Source organism: Pseudomonas sediminis, from assembly GCF_002741105.1.
Taxonomy (GTDB): domain Bacteria; phylum Pseudomonadota; class Gammaproteobacteria; order Pseudomonadales; family Pseudomonadaceae; genus Aquipseudomonas; species Aquipseudomonas sediminis.
Genome location: NZ_NIQU01000003.1, coordinates 118,555 through 136,330, shown reverse-complemented (window position 1 = coordinate 136,330; position 17,776 = coordinate 118,555). Strand labels below are relative to the sequence as shown.

Sequence of the window (17,776 nt, the reverse complement as noted above, 5' to 3'; positions counted from 1 at the left end):
GGCACCTCTAAAAACTACCTGCGTTGCCATCGCTGCGTTAAAAACAGGCTGGAACGCCAGCCCGGTCAAATGCTCATTTACAACTCGTAAACTCCGCTTTTTCGCCTGCTTTTGCCTTGCGCTGGCTGCCTCGCCTACGTTTTTAGAGATGCCCTGTAGGAGCGGCTGGGCGGCATTCCGCTTCAGCCGCGAATCCCCTGCAACGACCTGTTCGCGGCTGAAGCCGCTCCTACCACGGCGGTTCATACCGCGACTCCGGCGGCGCTACGCCCACTAAAGCGCCGCGACAGACTATCGAAGTACAGGTAGATCACCGGCGTGGTGAACAGCGTCAGCACCTGGCTGACCAGCAGGCCACCGACCATTACCAGGCCCAGTGGCTGGCGCAGCTCAGCGCCGGAGCCCGAGGCGAGCATCAGCGGAATGGCACCGAACAGCGCCGCCAGGGTGGTCATCAGAATTGGCCGAAAGCGCAGCAACGCCGCCTGGTAGATCGCCGCCTCAGGCGCCATGCCCTGGTTGCGCTCGGCCTCGAGGGCGAAGTCGATCATCATGATCGCGTTCTTCTTGACGATGCCGATCAACAGGATGATGCCGATAATGGCGATCAGGCCCAGGTCGTTGCCCGTGAGCAGCAACGCCAGCAGCGCACCGACTCCCGCCGACGGCAGCGTGGACAAAATGGTGATCGGGTGGATATAGCTCTCGTAGAGCACGCCCAGCACGATGTACATGGTGACGATGGCCGCCAGGATCAGCAGCAAGGTCGACGACAACGACGCACGGAACGCCTCGGCAGCGCCCTGGAACTGGGTATTGATGCCGCCCGGCAGGCCGATCTCCTGCTCGACCCGCTCGATCACCGCCACTGCCTCGCCCAGCGACACGCCAGGCGCCAGGTTGAACGACAGGGTAACCGCCGGGAACTGACCGATATGATTGATCAGCAAACTGGCGGGCCGCTCCTCGATTTGCGCCAGGGATGACAGCGGCACCTGCTGGCCATCACCGGTGGCTACGTGAATCTGACGCAACGCGGCCAGGCCGATACGCCCGCCATCGCGGCTCTCCAGCACCACCCGGTACTGACTGGCCTGGGTGTAGATGGTGCTGATCTGGCGCTGGCCAAAAGCGTCATACAAGGCATCGTCGATAGTGCCGACGTTGATGCCCAGACGCGCCGCGGCGTCACGGTCGATATCCAGGAACACCTGCAGACCGCGGTTCTGCAGGTCGCTGGCCACGTCGGTCAGCTCCGGCTGCTCGCGCAGCGCCTCGACCAGGCGCGGCGTCCAGGTTTCCAACAACTGGCTGTCAGGCGACTCCAGGGTGAACTGGAACTGGGTACGGCTGATGCGATCCTCGATGGTCAGGTCCTGTACCGGCTGCATGAACAACTCGATACCGGGAACCTTCGCCAGCTCCGGACGCAAGCGCTCGATCACCTCGCTGGCGGTGACATCGCGCTCGGCGTGGGTTTTCAGGTTGATCAGCAAACGGCCGCTGTTGAGCGTGGGGTTATCGCCATCCACACCAATCGACGAGGACAGGCTGGCCACCGCCGGATCATGCAGGATCACGTCGGCCAGACGTTGTTGGCGCTCGCTCATTGCGCTGAAGGAAATCGACTGCGGCGCCTCGGAAATGCCCTGGATCACGCCGGTATCCTGTACCGGGAAGAAGCCCTTGGGCACCGCCATATACAGCAGCACGGTCAGGCCCAGCGTGGCCACGGCCACCAGCAGGGTCAGCGGCTGGTGACGCAGCACCCACTGCAACCACACGCCATAGCGTTCGATCATGCGGTCGATCACGCCACCAGCCGCGTGGTAGAAGCGCCCTTCCGACTCGGGCTTTTCGGCCTTGAGCAAGCGCGCGCACATCATCGGCGTGAGGGTCAGCGACACCACCAGGGAAATCAGGATGGCCACGGCCAGGGTGATGGCGAACTCACGGAACAGCCGCCCCACCACATCGGCCATGAACAGCAGCGGAATCAGCACGGCGATCAGCGAAAGGGTCAGCGAGACCAGGGTGAAGCCGATCTGTCGGGCCCCCTTGAGCGCAGCGTTGAGCGGCGTTTCGCCCTCCTCCAGATGACGGGCGATGTTCTCCAGCATGACGATGGCGTCGTCGACCACGAAGCCGGTGGCGATGGTCAGCGCCATCAGCGTCAGGTTGTTGATGGTGAAACCGGCCAGGTACATCACGCCGAAGGTGCCGATCAGCGACAGCGGCACGACGATGGACGGAATCAGGGTTGCCGACAGCTTGCGCAGGAACAGGAAGGTCACCATCACCACCAGGGCGATGGCCAGCAGCAGCTCGTGCTGCACGTCGCGCACGGCAGCACGGATGGTCTGGGTGCGGTCGGTGAGCACCTTGACCTCGACGCTGGCCGGCAGGCCTTCGGTCAGGTGTGGCAGCAGGGTTTGGATGCGGTCGACCACATCGATGACATTGGCGCCGGGTTGGCGCTGCACGTTCACCAACACCGCCTGGTTGCGATTGGCCCAGGCGGCCAGGCGCTCGTTCTCGGCGCCGTCGATGATCTCGGCGACATCTTTCAGGCGCAATGCCGAGCCGTTCTCGTAGTTGAGGATCAGCTCGCGGTATTCGTCGACCGACTTCAACTGGTCGTTGGCGTCGAGTTGGGAAACCCGCGTAGGACCGTCGAAATTGCCCTTGGGCTGGTTGACGTTGCTGGCCGTGATCAGGCTGCGCACATCGGCCAGGCTCAGGCCATAAGACGCGAGCGCCTCCGGGTTGACACGAATGCGCACGGCCGGACGTTGCCCGCCAGCCAGAGTCACCAAGCCGACGCCACTGGTTTGCGCCAGCTTCTGCGCCAGGCGGGTATCGACCAGGTCGTTGACCTGCGGCAATGGCATCGTCTTCGAGCTCACCGCCAGGGTCAGCACCGGTGTGTCAGCGGGGTTGACCTTGTTGTACACCGGCGGCGCCGGCAGATCGCCAGGCAAGAGGTTACTCGCCGCGTTGATCGCCGCCTGCACTTCCTGCTCGGCAACCGCCAGGGAGACATCGAGATTGAAGCGCAGGGTGATCACCGAAGCGCCGCCCGAGCTGGTCGAGGACATCTGCTTGAGCCCGGCCATCTGCCCGAACTGGCGCTCCAGCGGTGCGGTCACGGCGCTGGTCATCACATCCGGGCTGGCGCCTGGATAGAGGGTCAACACGCGGATGGTCGGGTAATCCACCTCCGGCAACGCCGACACCGGTAGCAGACGATAGGCGATCAGGCCGCTGAGGAAGATCGCCACCATCAACAGCGTGGTAGCGACCGGCCGCAGGATGAACGGGCGGGAGATGTTCATGCGTCATTCCGCACGGCGGCCTGGCCCGGCTCGGCCTGCCCTTCGGCGTCCGGCTTCTGTGCAGCACTCGGCTCGATCACTTCCACTTCGCTGCCATCACGCAGGCGGTCGGTGCCTTCCGTGACCAGGCGCTCGCCCTGCTGCACGCCCTCGTTGACCATGCTGCGCTCAGCGTCGCTGGCAACGATACTGACCGCGCGGATGCTCACCTTGTTATCGTCACCCACGACATAGACGAAGGTACCCTGGGTGCCGAACTGCACCGCAGCGGACGGAATGATGGTGGCGGCCGTGTGGGTTTCCACGCGCAAACGGGCGTTGACGAACTGATTGGGGAAGAGCATCTGCTCGGCGTTGTCGAAGCGCGCCTTGAGCTTGACCGTACCGGTGGTGGTGTCGATCTGGTTATCCAGGCTTTCCAGTACGCCCTCGGCCAGTTTCAGGCGTTCGCCACGGTCCCAGGCCTCGACGGCCAGGGCCGTACCGTCGCGGCGGCGCTGCAGCACAGCAGGCAGATCGCCCTCGGGGATGGTGAAGATCACCGCAATCGGATCGGCCTGGGTGATCACCACCAGGGGGGTGGTATCGCCGCTGCTGACCAGGTTACCGATATCCAGCTGACGCAGACCGAGACGCCCATCGATGGGCGCGCGAATCTGGGTGAAGTCGAGGTTGAGCTTGGCCGTGGCGACGTCGGCCTGGTTACTCTGCAGACTGCCACGGTACTGGTTGACCAGCGCCTGTTGGGTGTCCAGGGTCTGTTTGGCGATGCTGTCTTCGTCGTACAGCCCCTTGTAGCGCTGCAGGTCAAGCTCGGCGTTCTTCAGTTGCGCCTGGTTTTCCTGCAGCGCCCCCTGCGCCTGCTGCAAGGCCACCTGGTAAGGACGCGGGTCGATCACGGCCAACAGGTCACCGGCCTTGACCTGCTGGCCCTCCTCGAACAGCACCTTGACCAGCTCACCGTCGACCCGCGAACGCACGTTGACCGTGTTGTAGGAAGTCACCGTGCCAAGCGCCTTGAGCTCGATGGCGAACTCACCCTGCTTTACCTCGGCCACCCGCACCGGCACTGGTCCCATGTCACCGAAGCGGCCACGGCCCGTCTGCTGGCCTTGCGGCGCACTCGGCCAGAACCACCACAGCAGCAGAAGCAGCACGGCGAGCAACGTCAGGCCAATCAGCCACTGACGGGAGGAATTCGATGGGGACGGGGAAGCATTCGACATGGCAGGCGCTGTATCACTTTTTGTGGGAGTCGGCACGATAAGCACTGGCCGGCGTCAAGCAAAGCCCATTTACCCGCTTTTTACGCTGCCCTTACGTTACTAACTGTTTGTATCCGGCCATCCCTGACGGCCGCCTTGGTGGCGTCGCAAGCGACGCCACGAAAGGCTCCAGGCGTTTTTGCCAGGAGCAAATAAAAACGGCCTGCTAGGCAGGCCGTTTCACCGAGCGAGCAGCGCGTTACTTCAGTACCGCCAGGGCAGCCGCGTAGTCCGGCTCGTGGGCGATTTCGCCAACCAGCTCGCTGTGCAGCACCTTGTCGTTTTCATCTAGCACCACCACTGCGCGAGCAGCCAGGCCAGTCAGCGGGCCGCTGGCAATGGCCACACCGTAGTTCTTGAGGAACTCGGCACCGCGCAGGCTGGACAGGTTGACCACGCTTTCCAGACCTTCGGCACCGCAGAAGCGCGCCTGGGCGAACGGCAGGTCAGCGGAGATGCACAGCACCACGGTGTTGTTCAGTTGACCGGCTTCGGCGTTGAACTTGCGCACGGAGGTGGCACAGGTCGGGGTGTCGACGCTCGGGAAGATGTTCAGCACCTTGCGCTTGCCAGCCAGGCTGGCCAGGGTGACGTCGCTCAGGTCGCCAGCGACCAGGCTGAACGCCGGCGCCTGTTGGCCGGCCTGCGGCAGTTGACCGTCGACCTGCACCGGATTGCCTTTGAGAGTGACTTGCGCCATGGGAGTTTCCTTATCATTCAGGGAGTTGAAGGGCAAATATGTGACATGGGGTTCGCCGTGGCGAATGCCCCATCGAATGGCAGGTCACGGCCCGACCATCCGTCCAGACTAGCGCAGAAGTGCTGCCGATACACCCGCAGCCATGTAGGGATTTAGCAAAAGATCGTGCGACCATCAGAAGTCCCGGCGATAGAACAGGTCGAGCGAACTGGCCAGGCCACTGGCGGCCTCAAGGTAAAGACGCCGACTCAGCTCATAACGCAGGGCGATGGTATTGGCCGGCTCGAACACGCCAACGCCGTAACGCAGGCTGAGGCGCTCGGTGATATTGCCGCTGGCCACCACACTGGTGGTCACGCCACTGCCCTCGGTGTCGAGCTGGAAGTCCTGAATACCCAGGCTGTTGGCCAGGCCGGTGGTAATCGAGCTGCTGCCGGCCAGGCCGAGTGCCAGTGCCGCCTGGCCCAACATGTTGTTGTCACCACTGCTCTGCCCCAGTGGCCGGCCCAGCACCAGATAGGACAGTGCCTGCTCCTGACTCATGGCAGGTTCGGCGAATACAGTAGTCGTGGGTTGCTCGGCGCTGCCGGACAGGCGAATGCCGGCCACCACCGTGTCGACACGGCGAATCGCTTCGACGTCGAGGAACGGCTGGTCAACGGGCCCTGTGAATAACAGGCGCGCGCGGCGAATGGTCAAGCGCTGGCCATAGGCTCGGTAGCGACCGTTGACCAGATCCAGCTCACCGCGGGTATCGAGGTTATCGCCGATATGCACACGCCCACGCAGGTCGGCAGTCAGGCCGAAACCGCTGAAGGCCAGCTTGTCCTGACCCACCTCGACATCGACATCCATGGCAATGCCCATGCCTTGCTCGGCTTCCGGCACTTCACGACCGACCACCCGCGCGTCGTTGGAGACTTTCACGGTAGACGGCGGCAACTCGCGCACGCTGATCAGGCCGCGCGGCACGCCAACTTTGCCGCTGACCGCCAGACGCTGGGCACGCAGTTGTAATTGCAGATCGGGCTCGACCTCCAGCTCAGCGTAAGGCTCGACCTTCACCGGCAGACGCTGCCCCTGCATCGATAGATCACCCATCAATCCATCGGCCCAGTTCAGTTCACCGCTCAGGTTACCGCGGCCGTGTTCGCCACTGCGCCAGTTACCCGATAGCTGTACCTGCTCACCCGCGATCAATGCCTGAAGCTGCAAATCCTCCAGGCTTACCGGCAATTGGTTACCGGACAGCTCGCCGCCCTCCAGGCGTATCTGCCCGTTGATCTGCGGCGTCAGCAGATACCCGGAAATATTGCCACTGCCCTGCAGGCGCCCTTCGATTTTATCGGCGACTGGCACGAACGGGCGCAGCACCGCCAGATCGAAACCGCTCAGGAGGAACTCACCATTCAGCGGTTTGTTCTCCGGACGGGGGTCGATCTGCGCCTGCAACAGCAACTCCCCTAGGCGACTGCTGACGAAACGCAGCTCACTGTCCACCCGCTGCGGGCGTAGCGTGCTATCCAGGCGCAGGCTGTCGTAGGGGAATTCCAGCCACTGCTCTTCATCCGGCTGACGAATCCGCAGGTTGCCACTGCCGGCATTCAGCGAGACCTGGCCGTTGGGGCCACTGTCGGGCAGCTCGACCTTGAGCTGTCCGTCGAGACGACCCTGCCAGGCGAAATCATCGGGCAACCAGGGCTGCAGGCTGGCCAGGGGGAAATTCTCCAGGCGCCAGTCCAGGCTGGGCTGCGGCATCAGCCGTTGCTGCCCGCCGCAGAGGCTGGCGTCACCGGACTGCCAGCAATGCGCCCCCAGGTTCAGGCGGCCGCTGGCCAGGCGCTCCAGGCTCGCGGCCTGCTGCAATTGCCAGTCCTGGCCGCCGCTCTGCACACGACCACTGGCAATGCGCCCGCGCCAATCACCCTGCTCGCTGAGGTTGCCGTCCAGGGCCAAGGCCAGCTGCAACAGCGGGCCTTGCAGATCCAGCTCAAGTGCCTGACGGCGCTGGTCGCCACGCCCCTCGGCCTGTAGGCGCCCAAGATAGGTATCGCCGATACGGATACCGCGCAGATTCAAACCGACGCGCGCCTGCTGGCGAGCATCCAGCGTCGCATCCAACTGCAGGCGGCGCAGGCTGGGGTCGCCAAAAGCCAGACGCTCGCCACTCAACGCAAGCTGGCCTTGCGGCGCTTGCAACGTACCGGCCAGGGACAGCTGGCCCTGTATCTGGCCTTGCAGGCCGGGCCAGAGTTGCCCCAGCCGCGGCAACGCCAATTCCAGCTGGCCGCGCAAACGCTGATCCAGCGCACCCTGGCCGCTGATGCGGTTATCGCCCAGGCGCACCAGTAATCGCTCGAGCTGCCACTGCTCGCCGGCACCAGCGCCCTGTACCTGTAATTGCGCTGGCTGGCCACGCAGACGGCCGTTGAGGTCGATATCGGCCTTGGCCTGCAGTGCACCGGCATTGAAGCTACCCGAGGTATTCAGCGGCCCCGCCAGATTACCCGGCATCTCAGCCAGCCAGTAACCCGGGTCGAGGGCACTGAGCTGCAGCATGGCCTGCCAATCGATAGCGTCGGCGAAACCGATCTTGACCACCCCTTCGGCACGGCCCTGGCCAGCCACCAGTTGCAACTGCGGCAGGCTGACCTGGCCGAGATCGCCACTGACCGGACTGCTCAGGCTGAAGTCCCCTGCCGGCCCCTTGAGCTGCGCAGCAAAGTTACCCAGGTAATTACCTTCGCTGTAGCTGACTTCGGCCTGCAGTTGCTGCAGTGCCACGGGCGGCGGCTCATCCAGCGGGTACAGGCGCTGCCAGGGGAAATTCAGCCAATCGAGCTTGGCATCAGCCTGAAACGCCTCGCTCCAGGCAAGCATGCCGCTGAGCTGCAGATACTGCTGATCCTCAGCCTCGATGCGCAGCAATTCGATATCCGCGCCCTTGGCATCGACCCTGCCACGCAAGGTCAACGGCATCGGCGCCTGTTCGGCGGGCAGAGTGGCGCTACCATTGATGCGATAGCCGCTGCTCAGGTCACCCTTTGCCGACAACGTCAGCGCCTGTAGGTGCAGCGTCTGCGGCAAGGCGCTGCTGGCCTGGAAATCCTGGCTGGTCAGGCGCAGTTCAGCGGGTAGATGCTCAACCAGCGCCTGCACCTGCCCTTCGAGACGAGCATCGAGATAGCCACTGCTATCGGCCTCGATCATCAGGTTGCGTTGCAATTCGCCGCCTACCTGCAGCGCCACCTGCCAGGCCTTGCCATCGACCTCCGGCAACTGCAGGCGGCCACTCAGGGCCAGCGGCCAATTGCCCTGTGGTGTCAGCTGACCACTGACGTCCAGGCTCAGGTCGTCACGCTGCAAGGCCAGGCGCTGCAGCTCTACGCCCTGCTCGTTCCAGCTGGCGATCAGTTCGAGATCGCTCAGTTGCGTATGGCCGTCCAGGCGCAGTTCGCCCAGCTGGATATCACCCAACTGCAAGCGCAGTGGCAGGTTGAGGTTCGGCAGGCTCAACGGCTCATCGCTGGCCTCCTCACTTTCGGGCAGAGTCAAGGCGACCTGCTGCAGATGCAGACGATCCAGGCACAGCGTCAGGCGCAGCAGGCAGGACGGCGACCAGGCCATGTCCAGCTGCTGCAGCTCAACACGCATCTCGCCTTGCTGCCAAAGCAGCGCGTCGGCCTGCCAGGCCCCCCCGAGACGTCCTGCGAAATTGTCGACCTGTAGCCCAGGCACCTGGGCCAGCAACCAACGGCTGCCACCCTGGGTACCGAGCAGCGCCCATAAAGCGGCTACGAGTAGCAGCACCAAGCCGAGCAGACCGCCGGCCAGCCATTTCAGCAGGCGCCGGCTCATAGTTCAGGCCCCATGGAGAAATGCAGGCGCACGCCGCCGTCATCATCCAGCGCGTGGGCAAGGTCCAGGCGCAGCGGGCCCACCGGCGAAACCCAGCGCACGCCGAAGCCGACACCCGTCTTCAAGGTGGGAATGTCCAGCGAATTGAAGGAATTGCCCTGGTCGATGAAGGTCGCCAGGCGCCACTTGTCAGTGAGGCTGTATTGGTACTCGGCGCTGGCGGTGAACAGGTAACGGCCGCCGATCTTGTCACCTCGGTTGTTCTCCGGCGACAGGCTCTGATAGTCGTAACCGCGCACGCTCTGATCGCCACCGGCGAAGAAGCGCAGCGACGGCGGCACAGCGGAGAAACCATTGGTTTCGGTACCGCCGAGCTGCACGCGGCCGAGCAAACGGTGATTGTCGAATACGGTGGTCAGGCCCTTGAGCATGACGTTGCCATGCAGCACGTTGGCATCGGACAGCACGCCCTCGACGGCGCCGCGCAAATCGAACTGCACCCGGTAGCCCTGGTTAGGGTCGAGCCGGTTGTCGCTGCGCAACAGCGAATAGCTGACGCCAGGCATCAGCAAGGTGCTCAACCCGGAATCGTCGCCCAGGCGATATTCCTCGCGCTGCCATTTCACCGACAACACGCGTTGCCAGCCGCCGGGGCGCTGGCTGTGCCATTCCGGGCCGAGGGTGAGCAGCCGGCTCAGGCTGTCCTTGCTGGCCAGCTCTTCATACTGATAACCGCCGGCCAGGCGCAACTTGTCGGTCAGTGGCGGATCACCGGGAATGTCGTACCACAGGCCGACGTTCTGTCGCGGTGCGGATAGTTCGGTTTCGATACCGTAGCTATGCCCTTGAGGATTGCGCCAGTGACGCGTCCAGTTGGCGCGAAGGCGCGGCCCGACATCGGTGGAAAAGCCCAGCCCCAGCCCCATGGTGCGCGGCTCGCGCACCTGTAGCGCCACCGCCACGGGAATGCGCAACTGGTCGGCCTGGGTCGGGATGGCATCGACTCGCACCGATTCGAAATAGCCGCTGGACTGCAGCGCCTGATACAGCTCGGCGATCAATTCGGAGTCGTAGGGGGTGTCCGGATCGAACGGCACCATGCGCAGCAGCAGCTCTTCATCGAACGGGAAGTCACCGCTGAAAGCGATATCGCCCAGGCTGTAGCGCGGCCCACTGACGAATACCAGCTCGATATCGGCCACCCCGGCGGCCGGATCGATCTCCAGGCTCTGGCGAGAGAAGCGACCGTCGAAGAAACCGTAGCGCGAGGCCTGATTCTGGATCAGCCGCTTGGCGTCCTCATAGCGCCCATGATTGAGCACCGAGCCGGCTTTCAGACGGCTGGCATTGGGCACGCGAAAGGCCGGTAGCTCGCTGGCAGGCCCCTCGATGCGGATGTCGACGTTGCGCAGACGAATGCGTTCGCCGGGCTCCACCTCGAGCACCAGGCGCGGTGTTTCGCCCTCTTCGATACGACTACGAATGCGCGCCTGGTAATAACCCAGGGCCTGAGCCGCCTTGTCGGCCTCGCTCTCGGCGATACGACGCAAGCGCCGCAACGACTGCGCGTCGCGCCCATCCAGGCTGCCGACATAACCTTCGATATTGGCCTTGAGAGCCGAATTGCTCGGGGTGATTCGTACGTCGAGTTCGCTCGCTGCGAAGGCACCCGTACTGATCAGCAGCAGCGCCAGGCTGCGCTGAATATGTCCATATACACTCATGGCGGAGGATGCTACCACGGACTACAGCCCGCGCCAGAGCCGTTGCGTTTCTGCCAGACAGCCGGGGTTCAGGCGCTTGCTTTGACCACTGGCTGAGGGTTGGGATGGAAGAATACGTGCTCGACCACCGGACCGATAGCCAGCTCACCAATTTCTTCGTAACCCTGGCGCCGATAGAACTCCAGATAGCGCGCGTTGCCGGTGTCCAGCACCACCCCTTGCGAGCCGCTGTCCTGCGCGCACCAATCGTGCAGCGCCTCGAGCAGCTGTTCGCCGCGATGCTGACCCTGGAACTCAGGGTGAATGCCCAGGAGCGGAAGTACGTGATAAGGACCGGGAGGCAGGCTGGCGAGCACCGCATCGTGGTATTCGAGGTAGCGTTTGGTGCAGCCAAAGCCGGTGCTCAGCAGCATGCGCAGACGCCAACCCCAGCTCTCGGTGATATCCAGGCGACGCTGTGGCGGTGCGATCAGCGCTGCGCCGATCAACCGATCATCGATCAGCAGGCCGATGGCCGGCTGGTCTTCGGCGAAGTGCTGCTGCACCAGCTCGCGAATCGTCGCGCGCACGCGCTGATCGAAACCCGGGCGTTCGGCTTCGAACAGGTAAGCGAAGGTTGGCTCATGGCGATAGGCATGGTAGAGCAGCGAGCGTACCTCACGGGCGTAACCACCATCGAGCATGCGCACTTCTGCTGGGGCGTTATGGGGCATGGCGGACCTCTGTTTTTATAAGTTGTGGTTCAGCGCGTCACAGCCAACTTAGCACCACCACCCGGCACCCGCCAGGCGCTGGCCGCGAGCGTCGAGGATCGGCTAGCATCTCCTTTTGCCCAGGACCCGCTGCCCATGAAAATCGTCTCCTTCAATATCAACGGCCTGCGTGCGCGCCCTCATCAACTGCAAGCTCTAATCGAAAAACACCAGCCGGACGTGATTGGTCTGCAGGAAACCAAGGTGTCCGATGAGCAGTTCCCCGAAGCGGAGATTCGCCAGCTCGGCTACCACGTGCATTACCACGGTCAGAAAGGCCACTACGGCGTCGCCCTGCTCTCGCGCCAGGAGCCACTGAGCCTGCACAAGGGTTTCCCCGGCGATAATGAAGATTCCCAGCGGCGCTTCATCTACGGCACCTTCGCCGATGCCAATGGCAACCCGGTGACCGTCATGAATGGCTATTTCCCACAAGGCGAAAGCCGCGATCACCCGGTGAAGTTCCCGGCCAAACAGCGCTTCTATGCCGACCTGCAGCAACTGCTGGTGGAACGTTTCGAACCGCAGCAGGCACTGGTGGTGATGGGCGACATCAACATCAGTCCGGAAGATTGCGACATCGGCATCGGCGAGCCCAATCGCCTGCGCTGGTTGAAAACCGGCAAGTGCAGCTTCCTGCCGGAAGAACGCGAGTGGCTGGCGACCCTCAAGAGTTGGGGCCTGGTAGACAGCTTCCGTCACCTTAACCCCGAGGTGAATGACCGCTTCAGCTGGTTCGATTACCGCAGTCGCGGCTTCGAGGACGAACCCAAGCGCGGTCTGCGTATCGACGTGATCCTCGCCAGTCAGCCGCTGCAGGCGCGCTTCAAGGATGCCGGCATCGACTACGACCTGCGCGGCATGGAAAAGCCATCCGATCATGCGCCGATCTGGCTGGAGCTGAGCTGAAACACGTGAGGCGTGCAGATCACGCACGCCGTCATATCACTGCAATCTGACTGACTTAATCTGCGCGGCACTTCCTCTCACCCATTAGAAGGTGCCTGCCGCATGCCGCGCGCCCTGTCCGCCGACCGCGACCTCTGGGGTCGTACTCTGTCACTGCTGCTGATCGGTTTCATCTGTTATGCCCTGCCCCTTTCGGTCTTCGCCGCCCTGCCCGCCTCCGAAGGTGATCAACCGGTGCTGCGCATCCAGGGTTCCAACACCATTGGCGCCAAGCTCGGCCCAGAGCTGGTCAAAGGGTTGTTCGAAGCTCAAGGCCTGCATGACATTCGTACCGAGAACGGCGCCCGCGAGAACGAGCAACGCGTGCTGGCGCGCCGGGCCGATGGTCGTTTGGTCATCGTCGAGGTGGCGGCCCATGGCTCGGGTACCGGTTTCACTTCGCTCAAGGATGGCAGCGCCGATCTGGCCGCCTCGTCACGACCGATCAAGGATGGCGAGGCCGCTAGCCTGACGAAACTGGGCGACATGCATAGCCCGCAGAGCGAGCAGGTCATCGCCATTGACGGCCTGGCGATCATCGTCCACCCGTCAAACCCGGTTGCCGCCCTCAGCGTCGAGCAGATCGCGCAACTGTTCTCCGGCGAGATCGATGACTGGGCGGCGCTAGGTGGCAAGCCCGGCAAGGTTCGCGCCTATGCACGCGATGACAATTCCGGCACCTATGACACCTTCAAGGAGCTGGTGCTGGCTCCGGGCGGACGCACGCTGACGGCCAATGCCCAACGCTTCGAATCCAGCACCCAGCTGTCGGATTCGGTGAGCAGCGATCCCAACGGCATCGGCTTCATCGGCCTGCCCTACATTCGTCAGACCAAGGCTGTCGCCGTCGCAGCCGGCGACTCTCACCCCATGCCACCGAGCACCACACTAATCGCCACCGAGGACTACCCCCTGGCACGTCGCCTGTTTCTCTACAACGACCCGCAACTGACCAACCCATGGGCAAGCGCGCTGATCGACTTCGCCCACAGCCCACGCGGCCAGGCCATCGTCGACAGCAGCGGCTTCATCGCCCAGACCGTCCGGGCGATCCAGGTCGCCGCAGATGCGCAGATGCCAGCCGAGTACCAGCAACTGGCACAACAGGCGCAACGTTTGTCGGTGAACTTTCGCTTTCAGGAGGGCAGCGCAACGCTGGATAACAAGGCCCACCGCGATTTGCAGCGGGTGCTGAATTACCTCAGGCAACACGACAAGCTGCAGAACAAGGTAGCGCTGGTCGGTTTCGGCGATCCGAAGAGCGACCCTGAACGCGCCGAACTGCTGTCGAAACTGCGAGCCATGGCGGTGCGCCGCGAGCTGGCCAGACAGGGCGTACTGTTTCGCGAGATCACCGGCATGGGCAGCGAGCTGCCGGTGGCGGCCAATGATGAGGACAACGGCCGCATTCGCAATCGCCGCGTCGAGATCTGGGTTTACTGACGCCGGAAAATATTCCTCTGCAGGGGGCTTGGCAGCCTCTCGACTCGGCGTTAGCCTTTGCACCGCGTGACGCCGGGCCCCTCTGGCGGTGAGTGTTCTTACCGTGATGTCGGAGTCACTGAGTGAATTTTCTTTCAACTCAGGCAGACATAAGGGAGGGCTCATGGACGCTCTACTTGCCTTTTTGACATCCCCCATCTTCGGTACCCCCGGCTGGTTCTGGCTAGCTTTCCTGGTACTGATCATCACCCTGCTGGTACTCGACCTCGGCGTGCTGCATCGCGATCAGCATGAAATCGAGATGCGCGAGAGCCTGCTGCTGTATTCCGGCTACTTCAGTGTCGGCGTCGCCTTCGGCGGCTGGATCTGGTGGCAGCTTGGCGGCACCAAGGCGATGGAGTACTACACCGGTTTCCTGGTGGAGCAATCGCTGTCGATGGACAACGTCTTCGTCATGGCGATGATCCTCGGCTACTTCAATATCCCGCGTAAGTACCAGCACCGCGTGCTGTTCTGGGGCATTCTCGGAGTCATCGTGTTGCGCGCGATCATGATCGGCCTGGGCACGGCCTTGGTGCAGCAGTTCGACTGGATTCTCTACATCTTCGGCGCCTTCCTGCTGTTCAGCGGCATCAAGATGCTGCGCAGTGGCGGTGACGAGGAGTCGCACCCGGACCTGGCGCAGAATCCGGTGATCCGCTTCGTGCGCAAGCACATTCGCGTCACCGACGAGCTGCACGAAGGCAAGTTCCTGGTGCGCCTGAAGGATCGGGTCAGCGGCAAGCCGCTGCTGTACGCCACCCCGCTGCTGCTGGCGCTGGTGCTGATCGAACTGGCCGACCTGGTCTTCGCCGTGGACAGCGTACCTGCGGTTCTGGCCATCTCCCAGGACCCGTTCATCGTCTACACGTCGAACATCTTCGCCATTCTCGGCCTGCGTGCGCTGTACTTCGCCCTGGCCGCACTGATGCACCGCTTCATCTACCTGAAGTACGCCCTGGCGTTGGTGCTGATGTACATCGGCGGCAAGATCTTCCTGCACGACCTGATCAAGGTTCCCGCCCTGCTCTCACTTGGCGTAACCTTGGGTCTGCTGGCCGGTGGTGTACTCCTGTCGCTGCTGAAGACGCGAGACAAGGCCAGCGCTACCTGAGGAGAAGCGATGCGCGAAGTCTGCATAGAACTCATCGAGCGCCAGGGTCAACGGTTCTGGCAGGTGAAACTCGGACGACGCGCATTGACCTTTCAGGACGAGGCCGCTGCACGCGCCTTCGCCGCCCAACTGCATATGCGCATGGGCTGGCTGGGCCAGGAGCAGCGTTCGGACGACAGCTTGCCCTGACCCTGCAGATACAAAAGAAGAGGCCCGCATAAAAGCGGGCCTCTTTTCTTACCACCACTGCATCAACGGCTGGCTTTCATCACGTCACGCGGCACGTACTTGCCAATCTCGAACTTGCCGATCGCGGCGCGGTGCACCTCGTCCGGGCCGTCGGCCAGACGCAGAGTGCGCTGCATGGCGTACCAGTAAGCCAGCGGGAAGTCGTTGGAGACACCGGCACCGCCATGCATCTGGATCGCGCGGTCGATCACCTTAAGTGCCACGTTGGGCGCCACCACCTTGATCTGGGCGATTTCGCTGGCGGCGATCTTGTTGCCAACGGTATCCATCATGTAAGCCGCATTCAGTGTCAGCAGGCGGGCCTGGTTGATCTCCATGCGCGAATCGGCGATGTGATCGATATTGCCACCCAGGCGTGCCAACGGCTTGCCGAACGCAGTACGGCTCACGGCGCGCTTGCACATCAGCTCCAGGGCACGCTCGGCCATGCCGATCGAACGCATGCAGTGGTGGATGCGGCCTGGGCCAAGGCGGCCCTGGGCGATCTCGAAGCCACGGCCCTCGCCCAGCAAGACACTGTCGTACGGCACGCGCACGTTCTCGAACAGCACTTCGGCATGGCCATGCGGCGCATCGTCGTAGCCGAACACCGGCAACGGACGCAGTACGGTGACGCCTGGGGCATCCATCGGCACCAGAATCATCGAGTGCTGCTGGTGACGCGGCGCGTCCGGGTTGGTCAGGCCCATGAAGATCATCACCTTGCAGCGCGGGTCGCAGGCACCGGAGGTCCACCACTTGCGGCCATTGATGACCCATTCGTCGCCCTCGCGCCGAGCGTTGGCCTGCATATTGGTGGCATCCGAGGAGGCTACACCCGGCTCGGTCATGGCGAAAGCGGAGCGAATCTCGCCGGACAGCAGCGGCTCCAGCCACTGCTGCTTCTGCGCCTCGTTGCCGTAGCGCACCAGCACCTCCATGTTGCCGGTGTCCGGCGCGGCGCAGTTGAACGGCTCCGGGCCGATCAGCGAGCGCCCCATGATCTCGGCCAGCGGCGCGTATTCGGTGTTGGTCAGCCCCGCGCCGTAGTCCGACTCGGGCAGGAACAGGTTCCACAGGCCTTCGGCTTTGGCCTTGTTCTTCAACTCTTCCATGATCGCGGTCGGCTGCCAGCGATCGCCTTCTGCCACCTGCTGCTCGAATACCGCTTCGGCCGGATAAACGTGCGCCTCCATGAATGCGCTGACACGTTCACGCAGCTCTTGAACCTTCGGGGAATAGGCGAAATCCATGGGGTTACCTGTTTGTGACAAAGGGTGAGAGGTTGTGGAAATGATGCTAGAACAGCGCTTAAGATTTATCGAACCTATTTTCAGCGTGTATGAACATTCATAACCGATATATGATCGACTGATATCGACGCCCCTGGAGCACTGCCGGCATGAACCTGACCAAGGTGGATCTGAATCTCTTCATCGTCTTCGACGCCATCTACACCGAGGCCAATCTGACCCGTGCCGGACAAATCGTCGGCATCACCCAGCCGGCGGTGTCCAACGCCCTCGCCCGCCTGCGCGAAACCTTCAACGACCCGCTGTTCGTGCGCACCGCCCAGGGCATGGTGCCGACACCCATGGCACAGAACATCATCGGTTCGGTGCGTAACGCCCTGCAGCTGCTGCGCGTTTCAGTGCAGGAAAGCCGCACCTTCAACCCACAGCAGGCCGGCAAGACCTACCGCATCAGCATGACCGACCTGTCCGAGCAGATTCTTCTGCCGCCGCTGTTCCAGCGCTTGCGTCGTCTAGCGCCGAGCGTATGCATCGAGAGCTTCCTGGCCAAGCGCCGCGAAACCACCAAGGAGCTGGCAGCCGGCCGGCTCGACTTCGCCGTCGACGCGCCATTGAACACCGACCCGCAGGTTCGTCACGTCAAGCTGCTCGATGATCGCTACGTCTGCGCCATGCGCCCTGGCCACCCGCTAGCCAAGGAAAAGATCAGCCTCGACGAATACCTGTCTCTGACCCACATCCACATCTCCAGCCGCCGCAGCGGCCTCGGATACGTCGACCTGGCGCTGGGCAAGATGGGCATCCAGCGCAAGATTGCCCTGCGCTCGCAACACTATCTGATGGCCAGCAGCGTGATGCAGCAGACCGACATGGTGATGACCGTGCCGGAGCGCTTTGCCCGTCGCCACAACCTGCACCACGTGACGCTGCCGGTCGGTGACGTCCCCGCTCTGGAAACCCACCTGTACTGGCACGAGAGCACCGATCAGGATCCGGCCAACCGCTGGATGCGTGAACAGATGATCGAACTGGCGCAGCAGGTCGCCGCGCAGGAGAAGAAGACCGAACAAACCCCTGCCGCATGATTGCCCACCCCTGAACGCAAGAAGGCCCACCC

Annotated in this window: 12 protein-coding genes; 5 read left to right on the top strand and 7 right to left on the bottom strand. The window is 63.0% G+C overall.

All coding sequences use genetic code 11. The features are described 5' to 3' along the window. Positions 1-242 precede the first annotated feature (242 nt). The 6 genes from CDO35_RS08680 to CDO35_RS08655 all read right to left on the bottom strand — a co-directional run bounded on the left by CDO35_RS08680 (position 243) and on the right by CDO35_RS08655 (position 11,595). Entirely contained in the window at positions 243-3,335 is a 3,093-nt protein-coding gene (locus tag CDO35_RS08680) for an MdtB/MuxB family multidrug efflux RND transporter permease subunit (RefSeq protein WP_099523883.1), read from the bottom strand. Further along, positions 3,332-4,561 carry an MdtA/MuxA family multidrug efflux RND transporter periplasmic adaptor subunit gene (locus CDO35_RS08675; protein WP_099523881.1) on the bottom strand — a complete coding sequence of 410 codons (1,230 nt, stop codon included), beginning with the start codon at positions 4,559-4,561 and terminating at the stop codon, positions 3,332-3,334. The genes CDO35_RS08680 and CDO35_RS08675 overlap by 4 nt, the downstream gene beginning before the upstream one ends. 238 nt (positions 4,562-4,799) lie before the next feature. Continuing rightward, entirely contained in the window at positions 4,800-5,300 is a 501-nt protein-coding gene (tpx, locus tag CDO35_RS08670; protein ID WP_099523878.1) for a thiol peroxidase, read from the bottom strand. 174 nt (positions 5,301-5,474) lie between these two features. After that, on the bottom strand, positions 5,475-9,158 hold the full coding sequence (locus tag CDO35_RS08665; protein WP_099523876.1) for a translocation/assembly module TamB domain-containing protein: 3,684 nt from the start codon (positions 9,156-9,158) through the stop codon (positions 5,475-5,477). Further along, on the bottom strand, positions 9,155-10,882 hold the full coding sequence (locus CDO35_RS08660; RefSeq protein ID WP_099523873.1) for an autotransporter assembly complex protein TamA: 1,728 nt from the start codon (positions 10,880-10,882) through the stop codon (positions 9,155-9,157). Before CDO35_RS08660 ends, CDO35_RS08665 begins: the two co-directional genes overlap by 4 nt. Before the next feature lie 68 nt (positions 10,883-10,950). Further along, entirely contained in the window at positions 10,951-11,595 is a 645-nt protein-coding gene (locus CDO35_RS08655; protein WP_099523871.1) for a GNAT family N-acetyltransferase, read from the bottom strand. Between the two features lie 135 nt (positions 11,596-11,730). Between CDO35_RS08655 and xthA the strand changes: the two genes are divergently transcribed. The 4 genes from xthA (at position 11,731) to CDO35_RS08635 (ending at position 15,367) form a co-directional block, all read left to right on the top strand. Beyond that, positions 11,731-12,543 carry an exodeoxyribonuclease III gene (gene xthA, locus CDO35_RS08650; protein WP_099523869.1) on the top strand — a complete coding sequence of 271 codons (813 nt, stop codon included), beginning with the start codon at positions 11,731-11,733 and terminating at the stop codon, positions 12,541-12,543. A gap of 102 nt (positions 12,544-12,645) precedes the next feature. Continuing rightward, entirely contained in the window at positions 12,646-14,025 is a 1,380-nt protein-coding gene (locus CDO35_RS08645) for a substrate-binding domain-containing protein (RefSeq protein WP_099523867.1), read from the top strand. Positions 14,026-14,188: 163 nt separating this feature from the next. Continuing rightward, a complete protein-coding gene (locus tag CDO35_RS08640; RefSeq protein ID WP_099523864.1) occupies positions 14,189-15,178 on the top strand; it encodes a TerC family protein in 990 nt (329 codons plus the stop codon). A gap of 9 nt (positions 15,179-15,187) precedes the next feature. Then, entirely contained in the window at positions 15,188-15,367 is a 180-nt protein-coding gene (locus CDO35_RS08635) for a hypothetical protein (protein ID WP_099523862.1), read from the top strand. Between the two features lie 62 nt (positions 15,368-15,429). Here CDO35_RS08635 and CDO35_RS08630 read toward each other — a convergent pair whose 3' ends face one another. Beyond that, on the bottom strand, positions 15,430-16,659 hold the full coding sequence (locus CDO35_RS08630) for an acyl-CoA dehydrogenase (protein WP_099523860.1): 1,230 nt from the start codon (positions 16,657-16,659) through the stop codon (positions 15,430-15,432). Between the two features lie 149 nt (positions 16,660-16,808). On the opposite strand from CDO35_RS08630, the gene CDO35_RS08625 reads away from it, so the two are divergent. Beyond that, on the top strand, positions 16,809-17,744 hold the full coding sequence (locus tag CDO35_RS08625) for a LysR family transcriptional regulator (RefSeq protein ID WP_099523858.1): 936 nt from the start codon (positions 16,809-16,811) through the stop codon (positions 17,742-17,744). Positions 17,745-17,776: the final 32 nt, after the last annotated feature.